We start from the raw sequence: 21742 nt of genomic DNA on the forward strand, positions 1-21742 counted from the left end.
CCACGATGTCCCGTATGCGCACCCATCGCCCGAAGTCCCACCGCCTGTCACGCGTCGCCACGCTGGCCGCGGCCGCTGGCCTGCTGCTCGCGCTGCAGGCCGTGCCGTCCACCGCGCAGGCCCAGCAGCGTGATCCGACCCGCTCGATCGGCGACACCGTCGCCAGTCATGCGTCGCAGCACTACGCGTTCGAACGCTTCGACATCCGCAGTGCCGACGGCCAGCGCACCTGGCGTGTGCATGTCGCGGTGCCGAAGACGGCGCAGGCACCCGCCGAGGGCTGGCCGGCGTTCTGGATGCTCGACGGCAACGCGGCGCTGATCGAATTCGACGACGCGCTGCTGGCCGAACTGGCGGCGCAGCCTGTGCCGCATGCCCTGGTGTTCGTCGGCTATGCCAACGACCTGCGCATCGATTCCGAGGCCCGGACCCGCGACTACACGCCGTTCACCGGCGAACGGCCGGTGCGCGACGGCACCACGATCACCGGTGGCGGCGGCGCCGACGCTCTGCTCGAAGTCATCGAACGCGCGATCCGCCCCGAGGTGGAACGCCGCGTCACCACCGATCCCGCGCGCCAGACCCTGTGGGGCCATTCGCTTGCCGGACTGTTCACGCTGCACACGCTGTACACGCGCACCGGCGCCTTCGACACCTATGCCGCGGGCAGTCCTTCGCTGTGGTGGGGCGATGGCGCCCTGCTCGGCGCACCGGAGCAGCGCTTCGTCGCCAACAACGCGGGGCGTCCGGCACGCGTGCTGATCGGCCTTGGCGAAGGCGAGCGCACCCGCCAGATCGCGCACCGCGATCTCGACGACCCGCGCGTGCAGGTGCATCTGCGCCGCATCGAAGCCGCACCGCCGGACTCGGCCGAGAAGCTCGCCGCGCGCCTGTCGGACGTCGATGGCCTGCAGGTCGAATACCGCGAGTTCCCTGCCCTCACCCACGGCCCGATGTTCCGCGCCTCGCTGATGTGGGCGCTGCACGCGATCACCGGTGTCGCCGACCACAGCGACACGCCCAGCCACGCCGACGGGGTGGACCCGAACCGCTGACCGCAGCACCGGATCCGCCATCGCGTCGCATCCGTCCGTCTGCGTTCCGGGCCACGCCGGCCCGTGTCACCCGATTCAACTGCACGTCCCGCTTTCACCTCCGGCGATACGGAATGCCGGTCCAACCAACGCTCCAGGAGTTCGTCATGCAAACGCTGTTCCCGCGTCGCCTGCGGCTTGCCGCCCTGTCCCTCGCCCTTTGCGCCGCCGTCGGCGCCGCGGGTGCCCAGAGCTTCGGCCAGCCCGATACCAACTTCACGGGTGCGGTCCGCGCCGGCAGCCCGGTGGTCAAGGCCGGCGATACGGTCGAACTCAATGGCACCGGCTTCAAGCCGGGCCAGTCGGTCACGCTGCTGCGCGGCGAAACCGTGCTCAACGCCCAGCCCTGGACCGCCGATGCCGAAGGCCGCTTCAAGGGCAATGTGCAGATCCCGGCCGACGCCGTGACCGGCCGTCATCCGGTCGTCGTGCGCGCCGCCAATCCGGATGCCGCCACCGTGTTCGACCTGAAGATCTCGAAGGAACTGCCGCTGTCGGGCGCCGACCGCTTCGACGTCGCCAGCAACAAGCTGGTACAGGGCCTGTACCAGTCGGCCTACAGCGCGAAGAGCGATGCGCTGTTCGTCACCGCCGCCGTCGGCCGTCCGCCGGTCACCCAGTCCGAGCTGGTCAAGGTCGACCCACAGACGCTCGAGATCGTCGCGCGCGTCACCCCGGCCAAGGTCGAAGGCCAGACCAACGATCGCGTCTACGCGGTCTATGGCGTGGGCGTCGACGACGTCAACGGCCACGTCTGGGTCACCAATACCCGTGACAACACCGTCGCCGTCTACAACCAGTCCGACCTGTCGCTGGTGAAGCAGTTCGAGTCGGGCCTGGTGCCGCATGCGCGCGACATCATCGTCGACACCAGGGACGGTCGCGTCTACGCCTCGGCGGCGTTCGAGCCGACGCTGGCCGTGTTCGATGCGAAGACCCTCGAGCCGCTGGCGCCGGTCGAGATCCAGTCCTCGATCCGCGGCGAGAAGTTCGGCCCGATGAGCCTGGCGGTCGACGAGACCACCGGCCGCGTCTACACCGTCAGCATGACAGGCGAAGCGGCCGTCATCGACGGTTCCAACGGCACTGTCGAGAAGGTGTTCGCGCTGCCCAACGCCAACGGCGCATCGGGCGTGGCCTTCGATGCGGCGAACAAGCGTCTGTACGTCGCCTCGCAGGGCAGCGACAACGTGCTGATCGTCGATGCCGAAGCCGGCACCGTGCTGCACGATGTCTACGTCGGCGCAGGCGCGCTGAACGTCGCCTTCGACGCGCAGTCGGGTCTGGCTTTCGTGCCGAACCGCGGCGCCGGCACCGTGACCGTGGTCAGCGGCGACGGCCAGGTCGTGGGCAATCTGGAGGGCGGCACGTTCCCGAACCACATCGCCACCGACGGTCGCGGCCATGTGTTCTCGATCAACAAGTCGCGCGGCGCCGAAGACCCGGCCGGCGACCACGTCCGCCGGATCACGCCGAAAACCAACTAAAATCGGTGTATCGCAGCGGCCAGACCCGGTCCGGCCGCTGTTTTTTTTTGCTGCGATGGAAACCCAGATGTCCGAACGCCGCCTGCGCGCCCCGTTGATCCTCGCCCTCGCCTGCGCACTGGCCGCCTGTGCGCCGTCGTCCACACCGCCCGGCGCCACGTCGGCAACCGACGCACGGGCCACGCCGGACGCCCTGTCCGATGGCTGGCTGCGGATCGCCGGCACCGACATCCCGCGCGTCGCACGCTCGCAGCAGGACCTGCCGGTCACGGTGCGGTCCGATGACGGCGTCGACGTCACCATCGCCGATACCAGCCGCACGATCGTCGGCAACGACGACATCGTGATGGTCATGGATTCACTCGGCCTGTCCGACCAGGTGTTCGCCGCACCGACCAATGCCGTCACCGAGACCGGCCGCGATGCGCAGCACCACTTCCTGTTCAACCGCACCACGGGCGTCGAAGGCATCCTGAGCCTCGACGGCACCCTGTTCGTCGGCAACAGCCTGCGCCGCCATGGCAAGCTCGCCCAGCCGCTGCGCGATGCCGGCCAGGCGCTGGTGATCGTCGACGAACTGCAGCCGATTCCCGACAAGGTGCGCAAGCTCGCCACCGTGTTCGGCCACGCCGACGAAGGCGAACAGCTCGCCACGCAGGTGCAGCAGCAGCTCGACGAAGCCGCGCGCATCGCCGCAACCCACACGCGCAAGCCGCGCGTGATCCACATTTCCGCCACCGGGGGCGGCGGTTCGCCGACCGTCGGCGGCGCCGATACCGCAGCCGCGGTGCTGATCCGCCTCGCCGGCGGCATCAATGTCGGCGACGAAGCCAAGGTCGCCAACTATTCGCAGCTCAGCAACGAAGGCATCGTCGCGGTCGAACCGGAGGTGATCCTCGTCAGCGAGGACGACCTGCGCGTATTCGGCGGCGAAGCCGGTCTGTGGAAGGCGTATCCGACGCTGCAGCAGACGCCGGCCGGACTCGCCAACCGCGTCTGGGTGATGCCCGACACGCAGCTCAAGGTCAGCAGCATCGCCGGCGGCACCGGCGCCATCGCACTGGCGGAGGCGCTGACCACGCTGGCCGCCGGACTCGACGCCCCGCCCGGCGCATGACCGGGGCGGCACGACGCACGGGACTGGTCCGGCGACCGCCTGGCGGGCTGCTGTTCGTCGGCATGCTGGCGTTGCTGGTGGTCGTGATCGTGCTGTCGTTCGGCATTGGTCCGCTGCGCATTCCACCCGGCGACGTGGTGCACGTGATCGCGCACAAGCTGGGTCTCGTCGATGCAGGTGCACTCACGCAACGCGACATTTCGGTGGTCTGGAATCTGCGCGTGCCGCGTGCGCTGCTGGCGGTGATCGTCGGCGCGTCGCTGGCGATGGCCGGCGCGGGGCTGCAGGGCCTGTTCGGCAATCCGCTGGCCGATCCCGGCATCGTCGGCGTGACCCATGGCGCCGCGCTCGGCGCAGTGTCGGCGATCGTGCTCGGGCTGACCGCATTCGGCGCGTGGACGATTCCGGTGGCGGCCTTCCTCGGCGGCGCGGCGACGACGACGCTGATCTACGTGCTGGCACGTCCCGATCGCGGCACCGGCACCGCGACGCTGCTGCTGGTTGGCATCGCGATCGCGGCGGCGTGTTCCGCGGCGATCGGGTTCTTCACCTACATCGCCGATGCCGACGAACTGCAGTCGCTGGTGTTCTGGCAGATGGGCTCGCTGGCGATGGCGAACTGGAATTCGATGCTGGCCGCCCTGCCGGCATTCGCGCTCGGCGCGGTCGCATTGCGCGCGCTGGCGACGCCGCTGGACATGCTGGCGCTCGGCGAACGTCAGGCGCAGCACATCGGTCTGGACGTCAAGCGCGCGCGGCTGATGCTGATCGCGGTTTGCGCGTTGCTGGTCGGCTCGGCGGTCGCGTTCGCCGGCGTGGTCGGTTTCGTCGGCCTGGTGGTGCCGCATTTCGTACGTCTGCTCGCCGGCCCCGGCCATCGCTGGCTGGTGCCGCTGTCGGCGGTCGCCGGCGGCCTGCTGATCGTCGTCGCCGACACCGCCGCGCGCAGCCTCGATCCGCCGTCGGAGATTCCGCTCGGCCTGTTCTCGGCCGCGCTCGGCGCGCCGTTCTTCCTGTGGCTGGTCCTGCGCCGCAAGGGCGCCGCATGAGTCACGACGTACCCGACGCCGCGCACGACGTGCTCGCGCTCGACGGCGTGACCGTGCGCATCGACGGCCGCGCGATTCTCGACGCGATCGACCTGCGCTTCGCGCGCGGCACGCTCACCGCACTGGTCGGCCCCAACGGCGCCGGCAAGTCGACCCTGCTCGCGGTCGCCAGTGGTGATCTCGTGCCGGCCGCCGGCCGCGTGCGCTTGTCGGGCGCCGAACTGCGCGATTGGAAGGCCCGCCCGCTCGCCCGCGAGCGCAGCGTGCTGCCGCAGGATCACGCGGTGCGCTTCGGCTTCAGCGTGCGCGAAGTCGTCGCGATGGGCCGCCTGCCGCATGCGCCGGATCCCGAAACCGACGGCCGCATTGTCGATGCCGCGCTGGCCTCCGCCGACGTCCTGCACTTTGAAGGCCGCGACGTACAGACGCTCTCCGGCGGCGAGGCCTCGCGCACCGCGTTCGCCCGCGTGCTGGCGCAAACCACACCGGTCGTGTTCCTCGACGAACCCACCGCCGCGCTCGACCTGCAGCACCAGGAAGCCGTGCTGCGCATCGCCCGCGGCCTCGCCGACGATGGCGCCTGCGTGATCGTCGTCCTGCACGACCTCAACCTCGCCGCCGGCTACGCCGACCGCATCGCGATGCTGCACCAGGGCCGCATCGCCGCCGACGGCACCCCGCGCGAAGTGCTGACGCAGGCGACGATCGAACGCGTCTACGCGCAGCCGGTCCTCGTGCTGGAGCACCCGACCCGCGGCGTGCCGCTGGTCGTCAGCGACGACCCGCGCAGCGACGGCTGAGCCCCGCGCGGGCGATGCCCGCATCGTGTGCAGACCGGCCGGTGCGGCGCATTGATCCTGATCAATGCCGGGCGGTCAGCGGCGGCGCAGCATTGCGCGCATGACCCGTTCCGGCCCCCTCCCATGATCGACATGACCGTCGTCGAACTGTCGCGCCTGCAGTTCGCCCTGACCGCGATGTACCACTTCCTGTTCGTCCCGCTGACGCTCGGGCTCTCCTTCCTGATGGCGATCATGGAGAGCGTCTACGTGATGACCGGCCGCGACATCTGGCGCCGGATGACCCTGTTCTGGGGCGTGCTGTTCGGCATCAACTTCGCGATGGGCGTGGCGACCGGCATCGTCATGGAGTTCCAGTTCGGCATGAACTGGGCCTACTACAGCCACTACGTCGGCGACATCTTCGGCGCGCCGCTGGCGATCGAAGGCCTGATGGCGTTCTTCCTGGAAGCCACCTTCATCGGCCTGTTCTTCTTCGGCTGGAACCGCCTGTCGAAGGTGCAGCACCTGGTGGTGACCTGGCTCGTCGCGCTGGGCGCGAACTTCTCCGCGCTGTGGATTCTGGTCGCCAACGGCTGGATGCAGAACCCGGTCGGCGCGGTGTTCAACCCCGACACGATGCGCATGGAGATCACGGACTTCATGGCGGTGATCTTCAACCCGGTCGCGCAGGCGAAGTTCGTGCACACGGTCTCGGCCGGCTACGTGACCGGCGCGATCTTCGTGATGTCGGTCAGCGCGTTCTATCTGTTGCGCGGCAAGCACAAGGACATCGCGCGCCGCTCGATCGCGGTGGCCGCGAGTTTCGGCCTGGCCTCGGCACTGAGCGTCGTGGTGCTCGGGGACGAGAGCGGCTACGCGGCGACCGAACACCAGAAGATGAAGCTCGCCGCGATCGAGGCGATGTGGCACACCGAGCCCGCACCGGCCGGCTTTACCGTGATCGGCCTGCCCAGCCAGGCCGACCAGCACAACCGCTTCGAGATCAAGATTCCCTACCTCATGGGCCTGATGGCGACGCGCTCGCTGGACGGCGAGATCCCCGGCATCCTGGAACTGGTCGAACGCGCCGAGGTACGCATCCGCGGCGGCCAGCTCGCCTATGCGGCGCTGGAGGCCCTGCGCGAGGACCGGACCGACGCCGCAGCGCGCGCCGCGTTCGACCGGCACTGGTCGGACCTGGGGCACGGCCTGCTGCTCAAGCGCTATCGCGACGACATTCTCGATGCGACCGAGCAGGACATCTCGCAGGCCGCGATGGACACCGTGCCGCGCGTGGCACCGCTGTTCTGGACGTTCCGCATCATGGCCGGCATCGGGTTCTACCTGATCGCCTTCTTCGCCTTCGCGTTCTGGCTGGTGACGCGCAACCGCATCGAGGACAGCCGGCGCTTCCTGTGGATCGCACTGTGGAGCCTGCCACTGCCGTGGATCGCGATCGAATGCGGCTGGTTCGTCGCCGAGTACGGCCGCCAGCCCTGGGCGGTGGAAGGCGTGCTGCCGACGTTCTACGCCGCGTCCGGCATCGCCCTCAAGGACATCCTGATCTCGCTGGCCGGCTTCGTGATCATCTACACGGGACTGGCGATCGTCGCGGCGAAGCTGATGCTCCGCGCCATCGGCAAGGGCCCGGACATCCTCGCGCCGCCCATCGGCGACGGCGCGCCCGCCGCGGTCGACGACGTCGCCCCGGATATCGACCGGCTGGCGCTCGACGCGCTCGACCCGCCGCCTGCCACGCGCGCCTGACGCGCTCCACGAGGATTTCCCATGGACTTCATCCCCCTCGATTACGCCACGCTGCGCCTGATCTGGTGGCTGCTGCTGGGCGTGCTGCTGATCGGCTTCGCGGTCATGGACGGCTTCGACCTCGGTGTCGGCGCGTTGCTGCCGTTCGTCGCGAAGACCGATGCCGAACGACGCATCGTCGTCAACACCATCGGTCCGGTCTGGGAGGGCAACCAGGTCTGGTTGATCCTCGGCGGCGGTGCGATCTTCGCCGCGTTTCCGCCGCTGTACGCGGTGAGTTTCTCGGGCTTCTACCTGGCGATGTTCCTGATCCTGTTCGCGCTCATCCTGCGGCCGGTCGGCTTCAAGTTCCGCGGCAAGGTGGAAGACCCGCGCTGGCGCGAGACCTGGGACTGGGCGCTGTTCGTCGGCGGCGCGGTGCCGGCGCTGATCTTCGGTGTGGCGGTGGGCAACGTGCTGCTGGGTGTGCCGTTCCATTTCACCCCCGAGCTGCGCGCGGTCTACACCGGCGGCTTCTTCGACCTGCTCACCCCGTTCGCGCTGCTGGCGGGCCTGGTCAGCGTGAGCCTGCTGGTCGCGCACGGCGCGGCGATGCTGGTGATCAAGACCGATGGCCCCATCGCCAACCGGGCATCGCGCTACGGCAGCATCGCCGCACTGGTCGCGGCCGCATTGTTCGTCGCCGCAGGGGTGTGGATCGCCACCGGCATCACCGGGTTCCGCATCGACTCGGCGATCGATGGCGCGATGGCGTCCAACCCGCTGCACAAGAGCGTGCGCACCGCGTCGGGCCTGTGGATGGAGAACTACCGCACGCTGCCGTGGACGATGCTCGCACCGTTGCTGGGCGTGGCGGGTGCGCTGGCCTCCGCCGCGCTGCTGCGCGCGCGCCGCGGCGGTCTGGCCTTCATCGCGTCAGGCCTGTCGATCGCCAGCGTGATCCTCACTGTGGGCTTTGCGCTGTTTCCGTTCCTGCTGCCCTCCTCGACCATGCCCGACGCCGGACTGACCCTGTGGGATGCATCCAGCAGCCGTCTGACGCTGTGGATCATGCTGCTGGCGACCGTCGTGTTCCTGCCGCTGATCCTGGTCTACACGAGCTGGGTCTACCGCGTGCTGCGCGGCAAGGTCACCGACGCCAGCGTTGCCGACACCCCGAACGCCTACTGACACTCGAAGGAGCTCCGCCATGTGGTATTTCGCCTGGATCCTCGGCATCGGCCTCGCCGCCACGTTCGCGATCCTCAACGGGATGTGGTTCGAGGTACGCGAGCAACGCCGTGAGGCACGCGACGACGCGTGATGCCGCTCGACGCACGTCATGGAAGGCCCGCGCAGCAGTGCGCGGGCCTTTCCGTATGCCGGCGCACGTGGAGGCCGTCATCCCCGCGTCGCAGGGGCAATCCGGAAATGCATCGGGCACAAAAAAACCCGCGATTGCGGGTTTGATGTTCACGGCTGGTAAGGCTGTGATGACCTTGGTGCCCGGGAGAGGACTCGAACCTCCACGGAGTTGCCCCCGCTAGCACCTGAAGCTAGTGCGTCTACCAATTCCGCCACCCGGGCAGGTCAGGCCGACAATTCTGGGGGGCGGCCCGTCGGCTGTCAATGCAATGCATGCCGATATCGATGTAGTGTCGCGCGCATCGCGGAACGCAGCCGCGATGCCGGCGCCGCACAGACCGGTCAGGCACACGGCAGCCGCCATGATGCCGCGCATCCTGCGTGAGAGATCCTCCGTGCAGCGCACCGGACAGCTGGACCGGTCGCGGCGGCTGGTGACGGACGGAACGCGCAAGGTGCGTGCCCGCGCTGACTGCATCCTCAGCAGAATCTGCGTAAAACGCAGGCACAAAAAAACCCGCGATTGCGGGTTTGATGTTCACGGCTGGTAAGGCCGTGATGACCTTGGTGCCCGGGAGAGGACTCGAACCTCCACGGAGTTGCCCCCGCTAGCACCTGAAGCTAGTGCGTCTACCAATTCCGCCACCCGGGCAGGTCAGGGCGCGTATGTTGTCGATGCCTCCCCCGCTTGTCAACGGAATTCTTGCGCGCTGTGCTGGCATCGCCGGCGACGCATCGACGCCAGCCTCGCGGGCGAGCCTGTACCATCGCGGCAATGGCTAAACCTCCAAGCAAGCGCGGCAGCAGCCGCGGTACGCCCGGACCCGCATCGCAGGGGGCCGGCAAGCGCGGCACCTCCGGTCCGGCCCGCCCGAAAACACACAGCGACCGCAAGGACGCACTGCCGCCCTGGATGCCCGATCCCGGCCTGCAGCGCGCGTTGCGTTCCGGTGCGCCGAAGTCGGCGCCGCAGGACCGCCCGCCCCCGCCTCCGTCGCGCGGCGGCCGCTTCGAAGACCCGCATGCCAACCGCGAAGCGGCGCGCTACGCGAATCCGATCGCGAGCCGCGAGGCGATCCTGCAGGTGCTCGTCGATGCCGACGGTCCGATGACGCTCGACGAGCTCGCGGTCAAGCTCGCGCTCACCGAACCCGATCGCGCCGACGCACTCGGCAAGCGTGTCGGCGCGATGCTGCGCGAAGGCCAGTTGCTGCAGAACCGCCGCGGCGGTCTGGTGCCGGCCAAGCGCATGGACCTGATCCCCGGCACGGTGATCGCCAATCCGGAAGGCTTCGGCTTCCTGCGGCCGGATTCCGGCGCGGGCGAAGACCTCTTCCTGCCGCCGACCGAGATGCGCAAGGTCATGCACGGCGATCGCGTGCTGGCCAGCCTGACCAATGTCGATGCACGCGGCCGCCGCGCCGGTGTCGTCGTCGAAGTGCTCGAACGCCGCACGACGCGCCTCATGGGCCGCTTCTCGGTCGAACATGGCATCAGCTATGTCGTGCCCGACGATCGCCGCATCCAGCGCAACATCCAGATTCCGGTGGATGCCCGCCAGGACGCGCAGCACGGCCAACTGGTCGTCTGCGAGATCACCGCGCCGGGCGATTCGCACCGTCCGCCGATCGGCCGCGTGCTGACCGTGCTCGGCGATGTGCTCAAGCCGTCGCTGGTGGTCGAGGCCGCGATCCACGGCCACAACCTGCCGCACGAGTTCTCGCAGGACGTGCTCGACGAAGCCGCCGCGGTGCCGGTGGACGTGGAAGAACGCATGGTCGGCGGCCGCGTCGATCTGCGCACGCTCCCCCTTGTGACGATCGACGGCGAGGACGCCAAGGATTTCGACGACGCCGTCTTCTGCGAACCCAACCGCGACGGCTTCCGTCTCGTGGTCGCGATCGCCGACGTGTCGAACTACGTGCGTCCCGGCACGCCGCTCGACGACGAAGCCCAGCTGCGCGCGACCAGCGTGTACTTCCCGGGCTTCGTCGTGCCGATGCTGCCCGAGACGCTGTCCAACGGCATCTGCTCGCTGAAGCCGAAGGTCGACCGCATGTGCTTCGTCTGCGACATGCAGGTGCTGCGCGACGGCACGGTGTCGGAATCGAAGTTCTACGAAGCGGTGATGCATTCGCACGCACGCCTGACCTACACCCAGGTGTGGAAGGCGGTCGGCGAACTCGACGAAGACACGCGCGCCGCGATCAAGCCGGTACTGCCGCAGGTCGAACGTCTGCACCAGCTGTATGCAGTGCTGTCGAAGGCACGTGCCAAGCGAGGCGCGATCGAGTTCGAATCGTCCGAAGTGCGGTTCGTGCTCGACAACACCGGCGAAGTCACCCAGGCCGGCATGCTCCAGCGCAACGATGCGCACAAGCTGATCGAGGAATGCATGATCGCGGCGAACGTGGAGGCCGCGCGCTTCCTGCTCGAGGCCGCCATCCCCGCGCCGTACCGCGTGCACGACAAGCCGCCGGAAGCGAAGTACGCCGACCTGCTGGAATTCCTCAAGGAATTCTCGCTGCGTCTGCCGCCGTGGCCGAAGGTGCAGCCGAAGGATTTCACCGTCCTGCTGAAGAAGATCCGGGAGCGTCCCGACGCGACTCTGCTCGAGTCGGTGCTGCTGCGCAGCCAGAGCCAGGCGGTCTACACGCCCGAGAACATCGGTCACTTCGGTCTGGCGCTGGCGGCGTACGCGCATTTCACCTCGCCGATCCGGCGCTACCCCGATCTGCTGGTGCACCGGGCGATCAAGCACGTGCTGTCGGGCCAGCCGCTGGCGAAGTTCATGTACACGCCGCGCCTGATGGAAAGCCTGTCGCTGCAGTGTTCGGAGCGTTCGCGACGCGCCGACGAAGCCGAGCGCGAAGTCGACGAGCGCTACCGCGCCGCGTGGATGGAGCAGCATGTCGGCGGCCAGTTCGACGGTGTGATCAGTGGCGTGACCAGCTTCGGCCTGTTCGTCGAACTGGACCAGTCGAAGGTCAACGGCCTGGTCCACGTGACCCAGTTGCCGAACGACTTCTACAGCTTCGATCCGATCCGCCGGATGCTCAACGGCCAGCGTGCCGGGCGCCAGTACCGTCTGGGCGACCGTGTGCGGATCATCGTGCTCAAGGCCAGCCTGGAAGACCGCAAGATCGACTTCCGTCTCGTCGACCCGGACTCGACCGTCCAGGGTGGCCCGAAGCCGCCGCCGCCGCGCGGCAAGCCGGCCAAGCGCGAGAAGAAGCCTTACTGATCAGGCCGTTTCGCTAGAATGGCCCTCGTTCGCGGGGCCGGCGCGCAGGTGCCGGCCCCGTCGATGTTTCAAGACACCCGCATTCCTTTCTTCGAATTCCCAGCACCATGACCAACAAGCAGAACCAGTGGATCGTCGGCATCAACGCCGTGGCCGCGGCCGTCGAACACGACGCCGAGAACGTGCGCGAGGTGCTGCTGGAAGCGGGCGCGAAGAATCCGCGCATCGTCGAGATCGAATCGTCCGCGCGCCGCCGCGACATCGACGTGCGCCGGGTCAACCAGCAGGCGCTCGACGGCGTCGCCGGTGGCCTGCGGCATCAGGGTGCGGTCGCGCGCTACGCCGCGGCGAAGACCTGGGACGAGAACGAACTCGAAGGTCTGGTCGAGGCCGCAGAGGGCAAGGCGCTGCTGCTGGTGCTCGACGGCGTGCAGGATCCGCACAACCTCGGCGCCTGCCTGCGCAGCGCTGCGGCTGCGGGCGTTACCGCGGTCGTCATTCCCAAGGACAAGGCCGTGCAGGTCAACGCGACCGTGCGCAAGACGTCGGCTGGCGCGGCGGACAGCATTCCGGTGGTGCGCGTCACCAACCTGTCGCGCACGCTGCGCGATCTGCAGAAGCTGGGCGTGTGGATCTACGGCCTGGCCGGCGAAGCCACCGCGTCGCTGTACGCGACCGACCTGCGCGGCAATGTCGCGCTGGTGCTGGGCGGTGAGGCCGACGGCCTGCGCCGCCTGACCCGCGAGCACTGCGACGGTCTGGTGACGATTCCGATGCCGGGCGGCGATGCACTGGGCGGTGTCGAGAGCCTCAACGTCTCGGTCGCCGCCGGCGTGACGCTGTTCGAGGCCGTGCGCCAGCGACAGGTGTAAGTCCGGCAGTTGCCGTCAGCGGCGCCGCGGCGGAAGATGCGGCGATCCCCGCTTCCCGGACTCGATCATGGATCTGCAATGGCACCAGTGGTGCGGCATCGTCGGCGCGATGCTGGTCGTCCTCGCCTACCTGCTGCTGCAGGTCACGCGCCTCTCCGGCGCGGGCCTGCCCTATCTGCTGCTGAACCTGATCGGCGCGATCGGCATGGCCGTGTCGTTGTACGGCACCTTCAGCATGCCGGTGCTGATCATGCAGCTTGCGTGGATCGCGATCAGCCTGTTCGGCATCGTGCGCGCACTCGGCGCGCGCCAGCGGATGGGCACACCCGGCGTCTGAAGGCGACGGGCGTCGGCGAGGACGCCGCGCCGCCGTTCGACATCCGGCTCAGCCTTCGCGCAGGTGAGTCACCACCGGCGACACCTGCGCCTGCAGGCCGAGGGCCTCGCCGAGCGCCGCGAGGCGTTCGGCCAGCGCTTCCGATTCGTCGGCGCGCAGGGTCGCGTGACCGACCTTGCGCCCGTCGCGTGCCTGCTTGCCGTAGTCGTGCCAGTGCGCGCCGGGTGTCGACAGCACCGGGGCCGCATCGGGCAGCGTACCGATCCAGTTGAGCATGCAGGCCAGACCGCGTACGGCGGTATCGCCGAGCGGCAGGCCCAGTACGGCGCGCAGGTGGTTCTGGAATTGCGAGGTCTCGGCGCCTTCGATCGTCCAGTGCCCGGAGTTGTGCACGCGGGGCGCCAGCTCGTTGGCGAGGAGCTCCCCGTCGCGGCAGAACAGTTCCAGCGCGAACACGCCAACGTAGCCGAGGCGTTCGGCGATCGCACGTGCATGCGAGAGCGCGGTCGCGTACAGCGACGCGTCGACGCGGGCTGGCGCGAGACTGGCCGACAGGACGCCGTCGACGTGCCAGTTCTCGGTCAGCGGCCAGGCGCGGAACTCGCCATCGCGGCCGCGCACGGCGACCACGCTGAGTTCGCGCTGGAACGCGACGAAACCTTCGAGGATCAACCCGACGCTCGAAGCCTGCGCGCCGAGCGCATCCCATGCCGCATCGACGTCGGCCGGCGACTTGATCCGGAACTGGCCCTTGCCGTCGTACCCCAGCCGCCGCGTCTTGAGAATGCACGGCGTGCCGATGCGGGCAACCGCATCGTCGAGCTGCGCGCGGGTCGCGACGTCGGCGAAATCAGGTACCGGAATGTCGAGCTCGCGGAACAGTGTCTTCTCGGCCAGCCGGTCCTGGGTCAGCGCGAGCGCACCGGGATTCGGGAACACGGGGACACGCTCGGCCAGCCACTGCGCACTCTCGGCCGGCACGTTCTCGAAATCGAACGTCGCCACGTCCACCTTGCGGGCGAACTCGGCCAGCGCAGCTTCGTCGCGATAGTCGCCGACCAGCAGCGGTGCGAACTGGCCGGCGCAGGCGTCATCGGACGCGTCCATCACGAGGAAGCGCAGGCCGAGCGGCGCGCCCGACAGCGCCAGCATGCGCGCGAGCTGGCCACCGCCGAGGATGCCGACCGTCGTCGCGCTCATCGACGCGGATCGTCGTTGCCGGCGACGTCGTCGGTCTGCCGCTGGCGGAACTCGGCGAGTGCAGCCGCGACCGCTGCATCGTCGGACGCCAGCATCGCCGCGGCGAACAGCGCCGCATTGGCGGCGCCTGCATTGCCGATCGCGAACGTCGCCACCGGAATGCCGGCCGGCATCTGCACGATCGACAGCAGCGAATCCATGCCGTTGAGCGCCTTGGACTGCACCGGCACGCCGAGCACGGGCACCGCGGTCTTGGAGGCCAGCATGCCCGGCAGGTGGGCAGCGCCACCGGCGCCGGCGATGATCGCGCGCAGGCCGCGCGACTGCGCACTGGACGCGTATTCGAACAGCACGTCGGGCGTGCGGTGCGCGGACACCACGCGGACTTCATGCGGAACGCCGAGCTGCTCGAGCTTCTGCGCGGCGTGCTGCATCGTGTCCCAGTCGGATCGCGATCCCATCACGATGCCGACCTTCGGCGGAACGGAACTGGCGGTCATTGGGGGTCCCCCGGCCACAAAGACGCATTTTATCCGGCCCGGCGTCATCGTGCTTGCATGCCACGGCCGCGCATCGCCGAATGCTAACCTTCCGGTCCGCTCCCGTTGCCCGCACAAGACCGCCCATGGACCGCAAGCTGCTCGATATTCTCGTCTGCCCCGCCAGCCGCCAGCCGCTCGCGCTGCTCGATGCAGCGGGCCTCGACGCGCTCAACGCGGCGATTGCCGCGGGCTCGGCGCGACGCGAAGACGGCGCCGCGCAGGCCGGTCCGGTGCGCGAAGCGCTGATCACCCACGATCGCAAGCGCGTCTACCGCGTCGACGACGGCATTCCGGTGCTGCTGGTCGAGGAAGCCATCGCAACCGCACAGATCCCCGACTTCCCGAAGGCATGAGCGGAACCGACCGCTTCGACATCCCGCACGCGGCGGTCGCGGCCAACGTCGCCGCTGCGCTTGCCGAAGACATCGGCAGCGGCGACGTCACCGCGGCGCTGCTGCCCGATCACGACGACGTCGCCTACCTGCTGTGCAAGGAAGACGCCGTGGTCTGCGGACGCCCCTGGTTCGACGCCTGCCATCGCGCGCTCGATCCCGATGTGCGCATCGACTGGCGCGTGGCCGAGGGCGACCGCGTCACCGCCGGCACCGTGCTCGCGACGCTGCAGGGACGCGCCCGCACGCTGGTCAGCGCGGAACGTACCTCGCTCAATTTCATGCAGACGCTGAGCGCGACGGCGACCGTCACCGCGCGCCACGTTGCCGCGGTGGCCGGCACCGGCACGCGCATCCTCGATACCCGCAAGACCCTGCCTGGCCTGCGGCTGGCGCAGAAATACGCGGTACGCGTCGGCGGTGGCCACAACCACCGCATCGGGCTCTACGACACGGTGATGCTCAAGGAAAACCACGTGCGCGCAGCGGGCGGCATCGCCGCGGCAGTGGGCACCGCGCGTGCGCAATCGCCCGGTCTGCCGCTGGTGATCGAAGTGGAAACGCTCGACGAACTGCGCGCTGCGCTCGATGCCGACTGCACGCGCGTGCTGATCGACGACTTCGATGCACAGACGCGTCGCGAAGCCGTGCGCATCGCACGCGGGGCGCCGTATGACGGACGCATCCCGCTGGAAGTCTCGGGCAGCGTCGACCTCGATGGCCTGCGCGCGATCGCCGAGGACGGCGTGGACTGCGTGTCGATCGGGGGTCTGACCAAGCATGTCCGCGCGATCGACCTGTCGCTCAAGCTCGGCCCGCCGCCGCGCTGATCCCGTCGCGCGTCGCAGCCCGCTCTAACGATTTCGCTTGTACTGACGCCCTCACGTCACTGACGTTCTCACGCGCAAGCGAAACATCGATCCGCAAGCCGCAACACGGCATTGCCACATCCACACTTGTATCCGGCATCCGCCGCCGCCACAGTTCGCGCATGCCCGACTTTCCGACGATGATCTTCGTGATGCTGGCCGCGTTCGCCGCATTCCTGTGGTGGAGCGGCGCGCGTGCAGCTGCCGAGCGCGCCGGTCAGCTCGGGCGCGATGCCTGCGAGCGTGCCGGGGTGCAATGGCTCGACCAGGCCGTACATGCGCACTCGATGCGCCTGCGCCGCGGCGACGACGGACGTCTGCGTGTCGAACGCAGCTTTCGTTTCGAGTATTCGGAGGATGGCGTGCAGCGCCACATCGGGCACCTGGTATTGCGGGGCGAGCAGCTCGTCGCCTTCAGCGGCCCGACCCGCCCGCAACCGGTACCGATCCACTGGACCAACTGAGATCCAGCAGCGCGCGTCGTCGTTCTGACGCTCTCACCCTGACGCTTTCACGTCCTGACGCACTCGGTGCGTAGCGGCTTCCGCCGCCTACTTCACGACCCGCAGATGCCCGCGGCGCGGTTCCGGCGGCGTATCGCCATCCGGCGGATCATCGGAGCCTCCACCACTGTCGTTGCTGTTGCCGTTGCCGTCATCCTCGACCGCATGCAGCGACGGCGCGCTGTCCTCGGCCTCGTCACGCGGCTCGCCGGACCCGTCGATGTCGTCCGGCAGCGCCATGCCCTGCCCGGTCTCACGCGCGTAGACCGCAAGCACGGCGGCGATCGGCACCAGGACCGACTGGCTGACGCCGCCGAAGCGTGCCGAGAACCGGACGCTGTCGTTGTCCATCTCCAGCCGCCCGACCGCACGATCGGCGATGTTGAGCACGATGCGGCCGTCTTTCACCGCGTGCGCGGGCACACGCACGCCCTGCAGCCGCGCGTCGACGAGGATGTGCGGTGTCATGCCGTTGTCGGCAATCCATTCGTAGAGCGCCCGCAGCAGATACGGGCGATGGCTGGTCATGGGAGGCATGCTGTCGGTCATGCGCGACAGTCTAACGGGTCGGTCCGGGTCCCCGGAATGGAGACCTGAACACCGGACGCCCGATCACTCCGGGAGTGCGCGCAGCTGTCGCTCCTGCGGCGTCAGGCTGCGGACGAAACCGGGACTGCGGAAGATGCGGTTGCCGTAGTCCTCGATCGCCTTGGCGCCGTCCTTGGGCAACGGAATGTCGAATGCCTGCAGTCGCCAGACGATCGGCGCGACCGTGCAGTCCGCCAGGCTCATCTCGGGATTCAGGAAGAACTTGCTCGCCTTGAACAGCGGTACTGCGGCGGTGATCAGTTCCTTCAACCGCTTGCGTCCCGCCTCGGCCTGGGTCTTGTTGCCCATCTGGATGGCCTGCACCTGCGGCACCCAGTCGTGTTCGATGCGCAGCATCGCCAGACGCAGCCGCGCGCGCGACAGCGGATCGACGGGCATCAGCGGCGGATGCGGGTAGCGCTCGTCGAGGTACTCGCTGACGACGCTTGCCCCGTAGAGCACCAGTTCGCGCTCGACCAGGGTCGGGACCGAATGGTAGGGATTGAGGTCGATCAGATCTTCGGGCGGATTCTGCGCATCCACCGGCACCATGTCGTAGTTCACGCCCTTGGCGGCCAGCACAAGACGCGCGCGATGACACAGCACGTCGTCGACAGAAGAGAACAGCGTCAGCACGTTTCGCATGGATGCACCCACGGCCGTCACCCGGCCTGTCCGGAGGCTGGAATCCGCCAGCCCGGTGACGCCGAATGCCTCTCGCAGACGGTCGTCGCGGTGTCCCGAGTCTCGCATTTCACCGCGCCGGACGGCAATGGGCCGACCGGCGTTGCAACCCTGCGCCTGCTCAGTGCACGTCGCGCCAGTATTCCTGCTTCAGCAGCCACGCCAGGAAGGTCAGCAGGATCAGGAACAGCAGCACCCACACGCCGAGCTGCTGGCGCTTGAGCGCGGCCGGCTCGCCGGCGTACTCCAGGAAGGCGGTGATGTCGCGGACGGTCTGCTCGAACTGGCGGGCGTCCTGGCTGCCGGGCGTGCCGAGCTCCAGATGCGCCACGACCGGCTCGCCCGTCTCGTCGACCTCACCGTGCACCGGCCGCTGCAGACCCTGCATCTCCCACAGCGGGTTGGGCATCGAGGCGTTCGGGAACAGCGTGTTGTTCCAGCCCAGCGGGCGGGTCTCGTCGAGATAGAACGACTTGAGGTAGGTGTAGACCCAGTCGCTGCCGCGCACGCGGGTGATCAGGGTCAGGTCCGGTGGTGCCTGTCCGAACCACTGCGCGCCCTGCTCGGCCGGCATCGACGAAATGATGTGCTCGCCGTAGGCCGCGCCCGTGAGGTTGAGGTTGTTCATCACCTCGTCCTCGGTCAGGCCCAGATCCTCGGCCATCCGCGAGTAGCGCAGGAACTTCAGCGAATGGCAGCCCGCGCAGTAGTTCATGTACAGCTGCGCGCCACGCTGCAGGGAGGCCCGGTCGCCGATGTCGGTGCCGGCCTGCTCGACCGGCCCGCCGGCGGCGGCGAACGCGCCGAACGACAGCAGCAGGCCCGCGACGGCAGTGGCGATGCGCGCAAAGAGTCGGTCAGTCATGCATCGTCACCCGGTCCGGGACTGCCTTGGTCCGGTCGAGCTTGGTCCAGACCGGCATCGTGATGAAGAACGCGAAGTAGAGGAACGTCAGCACGCGGCCGATGATCGTCTCCACCGGGTCGGTACCCGGGCCGGCGCCGATCTTGCCCAGCCACACGAAGCACACCACCAGCAGCGCGAGCATGACCTTGGTGATCGGACCGCGATAGCGGTGCGAGCGCACCTTGCAGCGGTCCAGCCACGGCACCAGGAACAGGATCGCAATCGCGCCGAACATCACCAGCACACCGCTGAGCTTGTGCGGCACCACGCGCAACATCGCGTAGTACGGCGTGTAGTACCAGACCGGCTTGATGTGCTCGGGCGTCACCAGGCGGTTGGCCTCGGTGAAGTTGTCGTGCTCGAGGAACCAGCCGCCGAACGCGGGCGCGAAGAAGATGATGAAGGCCGCGATGATCAGGAAGAAGCAGACGTAGAAGCCGTCCTTCACCGAGTAGTACGGATGGAACGGGATGCCGTCGGAAGGCGCGGTCGGCGACCAGCGATTGCCCTTCGGGCCGTACTTGATCTCGACGCCGTCGGGATTGTTCGAGCCCACTTCATGCAGCGCGCCCAGATGCAGCACGACCAGCAGCAGCAGCACCAGCGGCAGCGCGATCACGTGCAGGGCGAAGAAGCGGTTGAGCGTGGCGTCGCTGGGCAGGTAGTCGCCCATGATCCATTCGGTCAGGCCGTTGCCGATCACCGGAATCGCGCCGAACAGCGAGATGATGACCTTCGCGCCCCAGAACGACATCTGGCCCCACGGCAGCACGTAGCCGAGGAAGGCTTCGGCCATCAGCACCAGATAGATCAGCATGCCGAGAATCCACACCAGCTCGCGCGGCTTCTTGTAACTGCCGTACATCAGGCCGCGGAACATGTGGATGTAGACCACGATGAAGAACAGCGACGCACCCGTAGAGTGCATGTAGCGGATCAGCCAGCCCCACTCCACGTCGCGCATGATGTATTCGACCGAGGCGAAGGCTTCCGTCGCGCTCGGCTTGTAGTGCATCGTCAGGAAGATGCCGGTCAGGATCTGGTTGACCAGCACCACCAGTGACAGCACGCCGAAGATGTACCAGATGTTGAAGTTCTTCGGCGCGTAGTACTCGGTCATGTGCTTGCGGTACATCGGCATCAAAGCCGGTGCCCGCTCGGTGACCCAGTTGAAGACGCCGTTGGCGCCGCGGACGAGGACGTTGGCCATCAGGCGGCTCCTTCCGGATCGACACCAATGACGAGCGTGTTGTCGTCGGCGTAGTAATGCGGCGGCACGAGCAGGTTCGTCGGGGCGGGCACGCCGTCATAGACGCGGCCGGCCATGTCGAACTTCGACTTGTGGCAGGGGCAGAAGTAGCCGCCCTTCCAGTTGGCGTCGAACGGCGCCGGCCGGATCTCGGCGACCATCTCCGGCGAGCAGCCCAGATGCGTGCACAGACCGACCAGCACCGAGATGTCGGCCTTGATCGAGCGCAGCTCGGGATTCGCCGCCAGCACGTACGCCGGCTGCTGGTCGGGATTCCCGGATTCGGGATCCTTGAGCATGCCGTCGAGCGTCGGCAGCGCCTCGAGGATCGCCTTGGAGCGCTTGACGATCCAGATCGGCTGCCCGCGCCACTCGGCGACCAGGCGTTGGCCTTCCTGGAGCGCACTGATGTCCACGGTCACCGGTGCACCGGCGAGCTTGGCCCGGGCGCTGGGATTCCATGACTTGATGAACGGAATCGCGGTCACACCCGCGCCCACCGCTCCCACGACGAGGGTACTGGCGGTCAGGAACCGACGCCGCCCCTCATTGACTGGACCATCCCCACCAGGTCCGCTCACCGCTTCATCGACCATCCGGTACCCCGCCCTCTTTCGGTAGCTGTTGCGTACTGGCTGCCGCGGACCGTTTCGCCCACGTAGGACGGATGGCCGCATATAGAGAGGCCCGAGTGTAGCGGAAGCCTGAATCGACCGACAATCGATTTGCAGATGCCGGATGCAGATACCGGCTCAGCGGCTGGCGAGCTGGCCGCGATAGCGGTCGGCCAGCGTGCCGACGCGGACCACGTAGCGCTGGGTTTCGGCATACGGCGGCACCCCGCCGTGGCGCTGCACCGCGCCTTCGCCGGCGTTGTAGCCGGCCGCGGCCAGGGTCAGGTCGCCGTTGAAGCGCTTCAGCAGCCACGCGAGGTACTCGACGCCGCCGCGGATGTTCTGCTCCGGGTCGAAGGCGTTGACCACGCCGAAACGCGCGGCGGTGGCCGGCATCAGCTGCATCAGGCCCTGGGCGCCGGCGCGCGAGAGCGCATTGGGATTGAACGCGGACTCGGCATGCATGATCGCGCGGACGATCGCCACGTCGACGCCGAAATCACTGGCCGCCCGGGCCACCTCGTCGCGATAGGCATCGTTGTTGAGCCTGACGTTGCCGAAATTGACCCCCGGTGCCGCGCCGCAGGCGTAGCAGGTCTCGAAGAAGCTGTAGTTGATGGTCCGCACGGCGGCCACGTCCGCGCCACCGGCCGGTCGGCGGCTGCTGTAGTGGCGGACGCCATCCTTGACGTAGGAATAGACCTGCCCCTGCTGCAGGCGACGCTGTCCGCTTGCCGGCTGCGTGCGTGAGGCGGCGGCAGGCGGGGCTGCAGCGGTCGCTGCGGTCGCCGCCGCTGCCGGCGTGGCGGCAGTGGACGCCGGTACCGGCGCGCCGCCCATGAAGGTCGCCGGCGCGCCGCTGTCGACGTTCGCAGGCGCGGTGCCGGGCGTCGCGGCTGGACGTGCGGCCGGCGTGACGCTGCTGCGCCGCGGCGCAGGCGGCGCGTTGCCCACCGCGCGGCACGTCGCACCGCTCACACGCTTGCTCACGTACTGGGGCACGCCGTCGCCGGAAACGCAGCGATACAGCGTGCTGCCGACCGCCGGAAAGGCCGTCAGCAGCGCAAGTGTCGCGATGAGTCCCCATCCCCGTTTCACCGG

Annotated in this window: 22 protein-coding genes and 2 tRNA genes; 14 read left to right on the forward strand and 10 right to left on the reverse strand. The window is 68.4% G+C overall.

Annotation, left to right across the window (positions count from 1 at the left end; genetic code table 11):
• The first annotated feature begins 5 nt into the window (after nucleotides 1-5).
• The 8 genes from AC3A4E_RS12350 to cydX all read left to right on the forward strand — a co-directional run bounded on the left by AC3A4E_RS12350 (nucleotide 6) and on the right by cydX (nucleotide 8599).
• Nucleotides 6-1055: an alpha/beta hydrolase gene (locus AC3A4E_RS12350; protein WP_487631735.1), complete on the forward strand. Its 1050-nt coding sequence runs from the start codon at nucleotides 6-8 to the stop codon at nucleotides 1053-1055.
• Nucleotides 1056-1201: 146 nt separating this feature from the next.
• Entirely contained in the window at nucleotides 1202-2581 is a 1380-nt protein-coding gene (locus tag AC3A4E_RS12355) for a YncE family protein (RefSeq protein WP_487631736.1), read from the forward strand.
• 67 nt (nucleotides 2582-2648) lie between these two features.
• The gene (locus AC3A4E_RS12360) at nucleotides 2649-3698 is read left to right on the forward strand and encodes a heme/hemin ABC transporter substrate-binding protein (RefSeq protein WP_487631737.1); all 1050 of its coding nucleotides are present in this window, start codon (nucleotides 2649-2651) and stop codon (nucleotides 3696-3698) included.
• On the forward strand, nucleotides 3695-4747 hold the full coding sequence (locus AC3A4E_RS12365; RefSeq protein ID WP_332076615.1) for a FecCD family ABC transporter permease: 1053 nt from the start codon (nucleotides 3695-3697) through the stop codon (nucleotides 4745-4747). Before AC3A4E_RS12360 ends, AC3A4E_RS12365 begins: the two co-directional genes overlap by 4 nt.
• The gene (locus AC3A4E_RS12370; protein ID WP_487631738.1) at nucleotides 4744-5547 is read left to right on the forward strand and encodes a heme ABC transporter ATP-binding protein; all 804 of its coding nucleotides are present in this window, start codon (nucleotides 4744-4746) and stop codon (nucleotides 5545-5547) included. Before AC3A4E_RS12365 ends, AC3A4E_RS12370 begins: the two co-directional genes overlap by 4 nt.
• A gap of 123 nt (nucleotides 5548-5670) precedes the next feature.
• On the forward strand, nucleotides 5671-7296 hold the full coding sequence (locus AC3A4E_RS12375) for a cytochrome ubiquinol oxidase subunit I (RefSeq protein ID WP_487631739.1): 1626 nt from the start codon (nucleotides 5671-5673) through the stop codon (nucleotides 7294-7296).
• Nucleotides 7297-7317: 21 nt separating this feature from the next.
• Nucleotides 7318-8466, forward strand: a complete 1149-nt coding sequence (gene cydB / locus AC3A4E_RS12380; protein WP_487631740.1) for a cytochrome d ubiquinol oxidase subunit II — start codon at nucleotides 7318-7320, stop codon at nucleotides 8464-8466.
• A gap of 19 nt (nucleotides 8467-8485) precedes the next feature.
• Nucleotides 8486-8599 carry a cytochrome bd-I oxidase subunit CydX gene (gene cydX, locus AC3A4E_RS12385; protein ID WP_487631741.1) on the forward strand — a complete coding sequence of 38 codons (114 nt, stop codon included), beginning with the start codon at nucleotides 8486-8488 and terminating at the stop codon, nucleotides 8597-8599.
• A gap of 176 nt (nucleotides 8600-8775) precedes the next feature.
• Here cydX and AC3A4E_RS12390 read toward each other — a convergent pair.
• Together AC3A4E_RS12390 and AC3A4E_RS12395 are read right to left on the reverse strand one after the other, a co-directional pair.
• A tRNA-Leu gene (locus AC3A4E_RS12390) sits at nucleotides 8776-8862 on the reverse strand.
• Nucleotides 8863-9205: 343 nt separating this feature from the next.
• Nucleotides 9206-9292: transfer RNA gene (locus AC3A4E_RS12395), tRNA-Leu, on the reverse strand.
• Nucleotides 9293-9415: 123 nt separating this feature from the next.
• Here AC3A4E_RS12395 and rnr point away from each other — a divergent pair.
• The 3 genes from rnr (at nucleotide 9416) to AC3A4E_RS12410 (ending at nucleotide 13093) form a co-directional block, all read left to right on the forward strand.
• Nucleotides 9416-11884, forward strand: a complete 2469-nt coding sequence (gene rnr, locus AC3A4E_RS12400) for a ribonuclease R (RefSeq protein WP_487631742.1) — start codon at nucleotides 9416-9418, stop codon at nucleotides 11882-11884.
• Between the two features lie 107 nt (nucleotides 11885-11991).
• The gene (gene rlmB, locus AC3A4E_RS12405) at nucleotides 11992-12756 is read left to right on the forward strand and encodes a 23S rRNA (guanosine(2251)-2'-O)-methyltransferase RlmB (protein ID WP_487631743.1); all 765 of its coding nucleotides are present in this window, start codon (nucleotides 11992-11994) and stop codon (nucleotides 12754-12756) included.
• Between the two features lie 67 nt (nucleotides 12757-12823).
• Nucleotides 12824-13093 carry a CBU_0592 family membrane protein gene (locus tag AC3A4E_RS12410; protein ID WP_487631744.1) on the forward strand — a complete coding sequence of 90 codons (270 nt, stop codon included), beginning with the start codon at nucleotides 12824-12826 and terminating at the stop codon, nucleotides 13091-13093.
• Between the two features lie 48 nt (nucleotides 13094-13141).
• On the opposite strand, the gene AC3A4E_RS12415 is transcribed toward AC3A4E_RS12410, so the two are convergent.
• Together AC3A4E_RS12415 and purE are read right to left on the reverse strand one after the other, a co-directional pair.
• Nucleotides 13142-14293 carry a 5-(carboxyamino)imidazole ribonucleotide synthase gene (locus AC3A4E_RS12415; RefSeq protein WP_487631745.1) on the reverse strand — a complete coding sequence of 384 codons (1152 nt, stop codon included), beginning with the start codon at nucleotides 14291-14293 and terminating at the stop codon, nucleotides 13142-13144.
• Nucleotides 14290-14793, reverse strand: coding sequence for a 5-(carboxyamino)imidazole ribonucleotide mutase (purE, locus tag AC3A4E_RS12420; RefSeq protein ID WP_487631746.1), 504 nt, complete (start codon nucleotides 14791-14793; stop codon nucleotides 14290-14292). The genes AC3A4E_RS12415 and purE overlap by 4 nt, the downstream gene beginning before the upstream one ends.
• A gap of 125 nt (nucleotides 14794-14918) precedes the next feature.
• On the opposite strand from purE, the gene AC3A4E_RS12425 reads away from it, so the two are divergent.
• From AC3A4E_RS12425 to AC3A4E_RS12435, 3 genes are all read left to right on the forward strand, one after another.
• Nucleotides 14919-15188, forward strand: coding sequence for a Trm112 family protein (locus AC3A4E_RS12425; RefSeq protein WP_487631747.1), 270 nt, complete (start codon nucleotides 14919-14921; stop codon nucleotides 15186-15188).
• Nucleotides 15185-16057, forward strand: a complete 873-nt coding sequence (nadC, locus tag AC3A4E_RS12430) for a carboxylating nicotinate-nucleotide diphosphorylase (protein WP_487631748.1) — start codon at nucleotides 15185-15187, stop codon at nucleotides 16055-16057. The genes AC3A4E_RS12425 and nadC overlap by 4 nt, the downstream gene beginning before the upstream one ends.
• Nucleotides 16058-16218: 161 nt before the next feature.
• A complete protein-coding gene (locus AC3A4E_RS12435; protein ID WP_487631749.1) occupies nucleotides 16219-16560 on the forward strand; it encodes a DUF3301 domain-containing protein in 342 nt (113 codons plus the stop codon).
• 87 nt (nucleotides 16561-16647) lie between these two features.
• On the opposite strand, the gene AC3A4E_RS12440 is transcribed toward AC3A4E_RS12435, so the two are convergent.
• The 6 genes from AC3A4E_RS12440 to AC3A4E_RS12465 all read right to left on the reverse strand — a co-directional run bounded on the left by AC3A4E_RS12440 (nucleotide 16648) and on the right by AC3A4E_RS12465 (nucleotide 21739).
• Complete coding sequence (locus AC3A4E_RS12440; protein ID WP_487631750.1) at nucleotides 16648-17148, reverse strand: ClpXP protease specificity-enhancing factor; 501 nt, start codon at nucleotides 17146-17148, stop codon at nucleotides 16648-16650.
• Between the two features lie 63 nt (nucleotides 17149-17211).
• Nucleotides 17212-17832: a glutathione S-transferase N-terminal domain-containing protein gene (locus tag AC3A4E_RS12445; RefSeq protein ID WP_487631751.1), complete on the reverse strand. Its 621-nt coding sequence runs from the start codon at nucleotides 17830-17832 to the stop codon at nucleotides 17212-17214.
• Nucleotides 17833-17992: 160 nt separating this feature from the next.
• Nucleotides 17993-18736: a cytochrome c1 gene (locus AC3A4E_RS12450; protein WP_487631752.1), complete on the reverse strand. Its 744-nt coding sequence runs from the start codon at nucleotides 18734-18736 to the stop codon at nucleotides 17993-17995.
• Nucleotides 18729-19988 (reverse strand): cytochrome b, encoded by a 1260-nt coding sequence (locus AC3A4E_RS12455; RefSeq protein WP_232137844.1) that lies wholly within the window; start codon nucleotides 19986-19988, stop codon nucleotides 18729-18731. Before AC3A4E_RS12455 ends, AC3A4E_RS12450 begins: the two co-directional genes overlap by 8 nt.
• Nucleotides 19988-20623 (reverse strand): ubiquinol-cytochrome c reductase iron-sulfur subunit, encoded by a 636-nt coding sequence (petA, locus tag AC3A4E_RS12460; protein WP_268738816.1) that lies wholly within the window; start codon nucleotides 20621-20623, stop codon nucleotides 19988-19990. The genes AC3A4E_RS12455 and petA overlap by 1 nt, the downstream gene beginning before the upstream one ends.
• A 156-nt stretch (nucleotides 20624-20779) precedes the next feature.
• A complete protein-coding gene (locus AC3A4E_RS12465; RefSeq protein ID WP_487631753.1) occupies nucleotides 20780-21739 on the reverse strand; it encodes a lytic transglycosylase domain-containing protein in 960 nt (319 codons plus the stop codon).
• Nucleotides 21740-21742 lie beyond the last annotated feature (3 nt).

The organism is Luteimonas sp. Soil_N_1 (assembly GCF_057656255.1).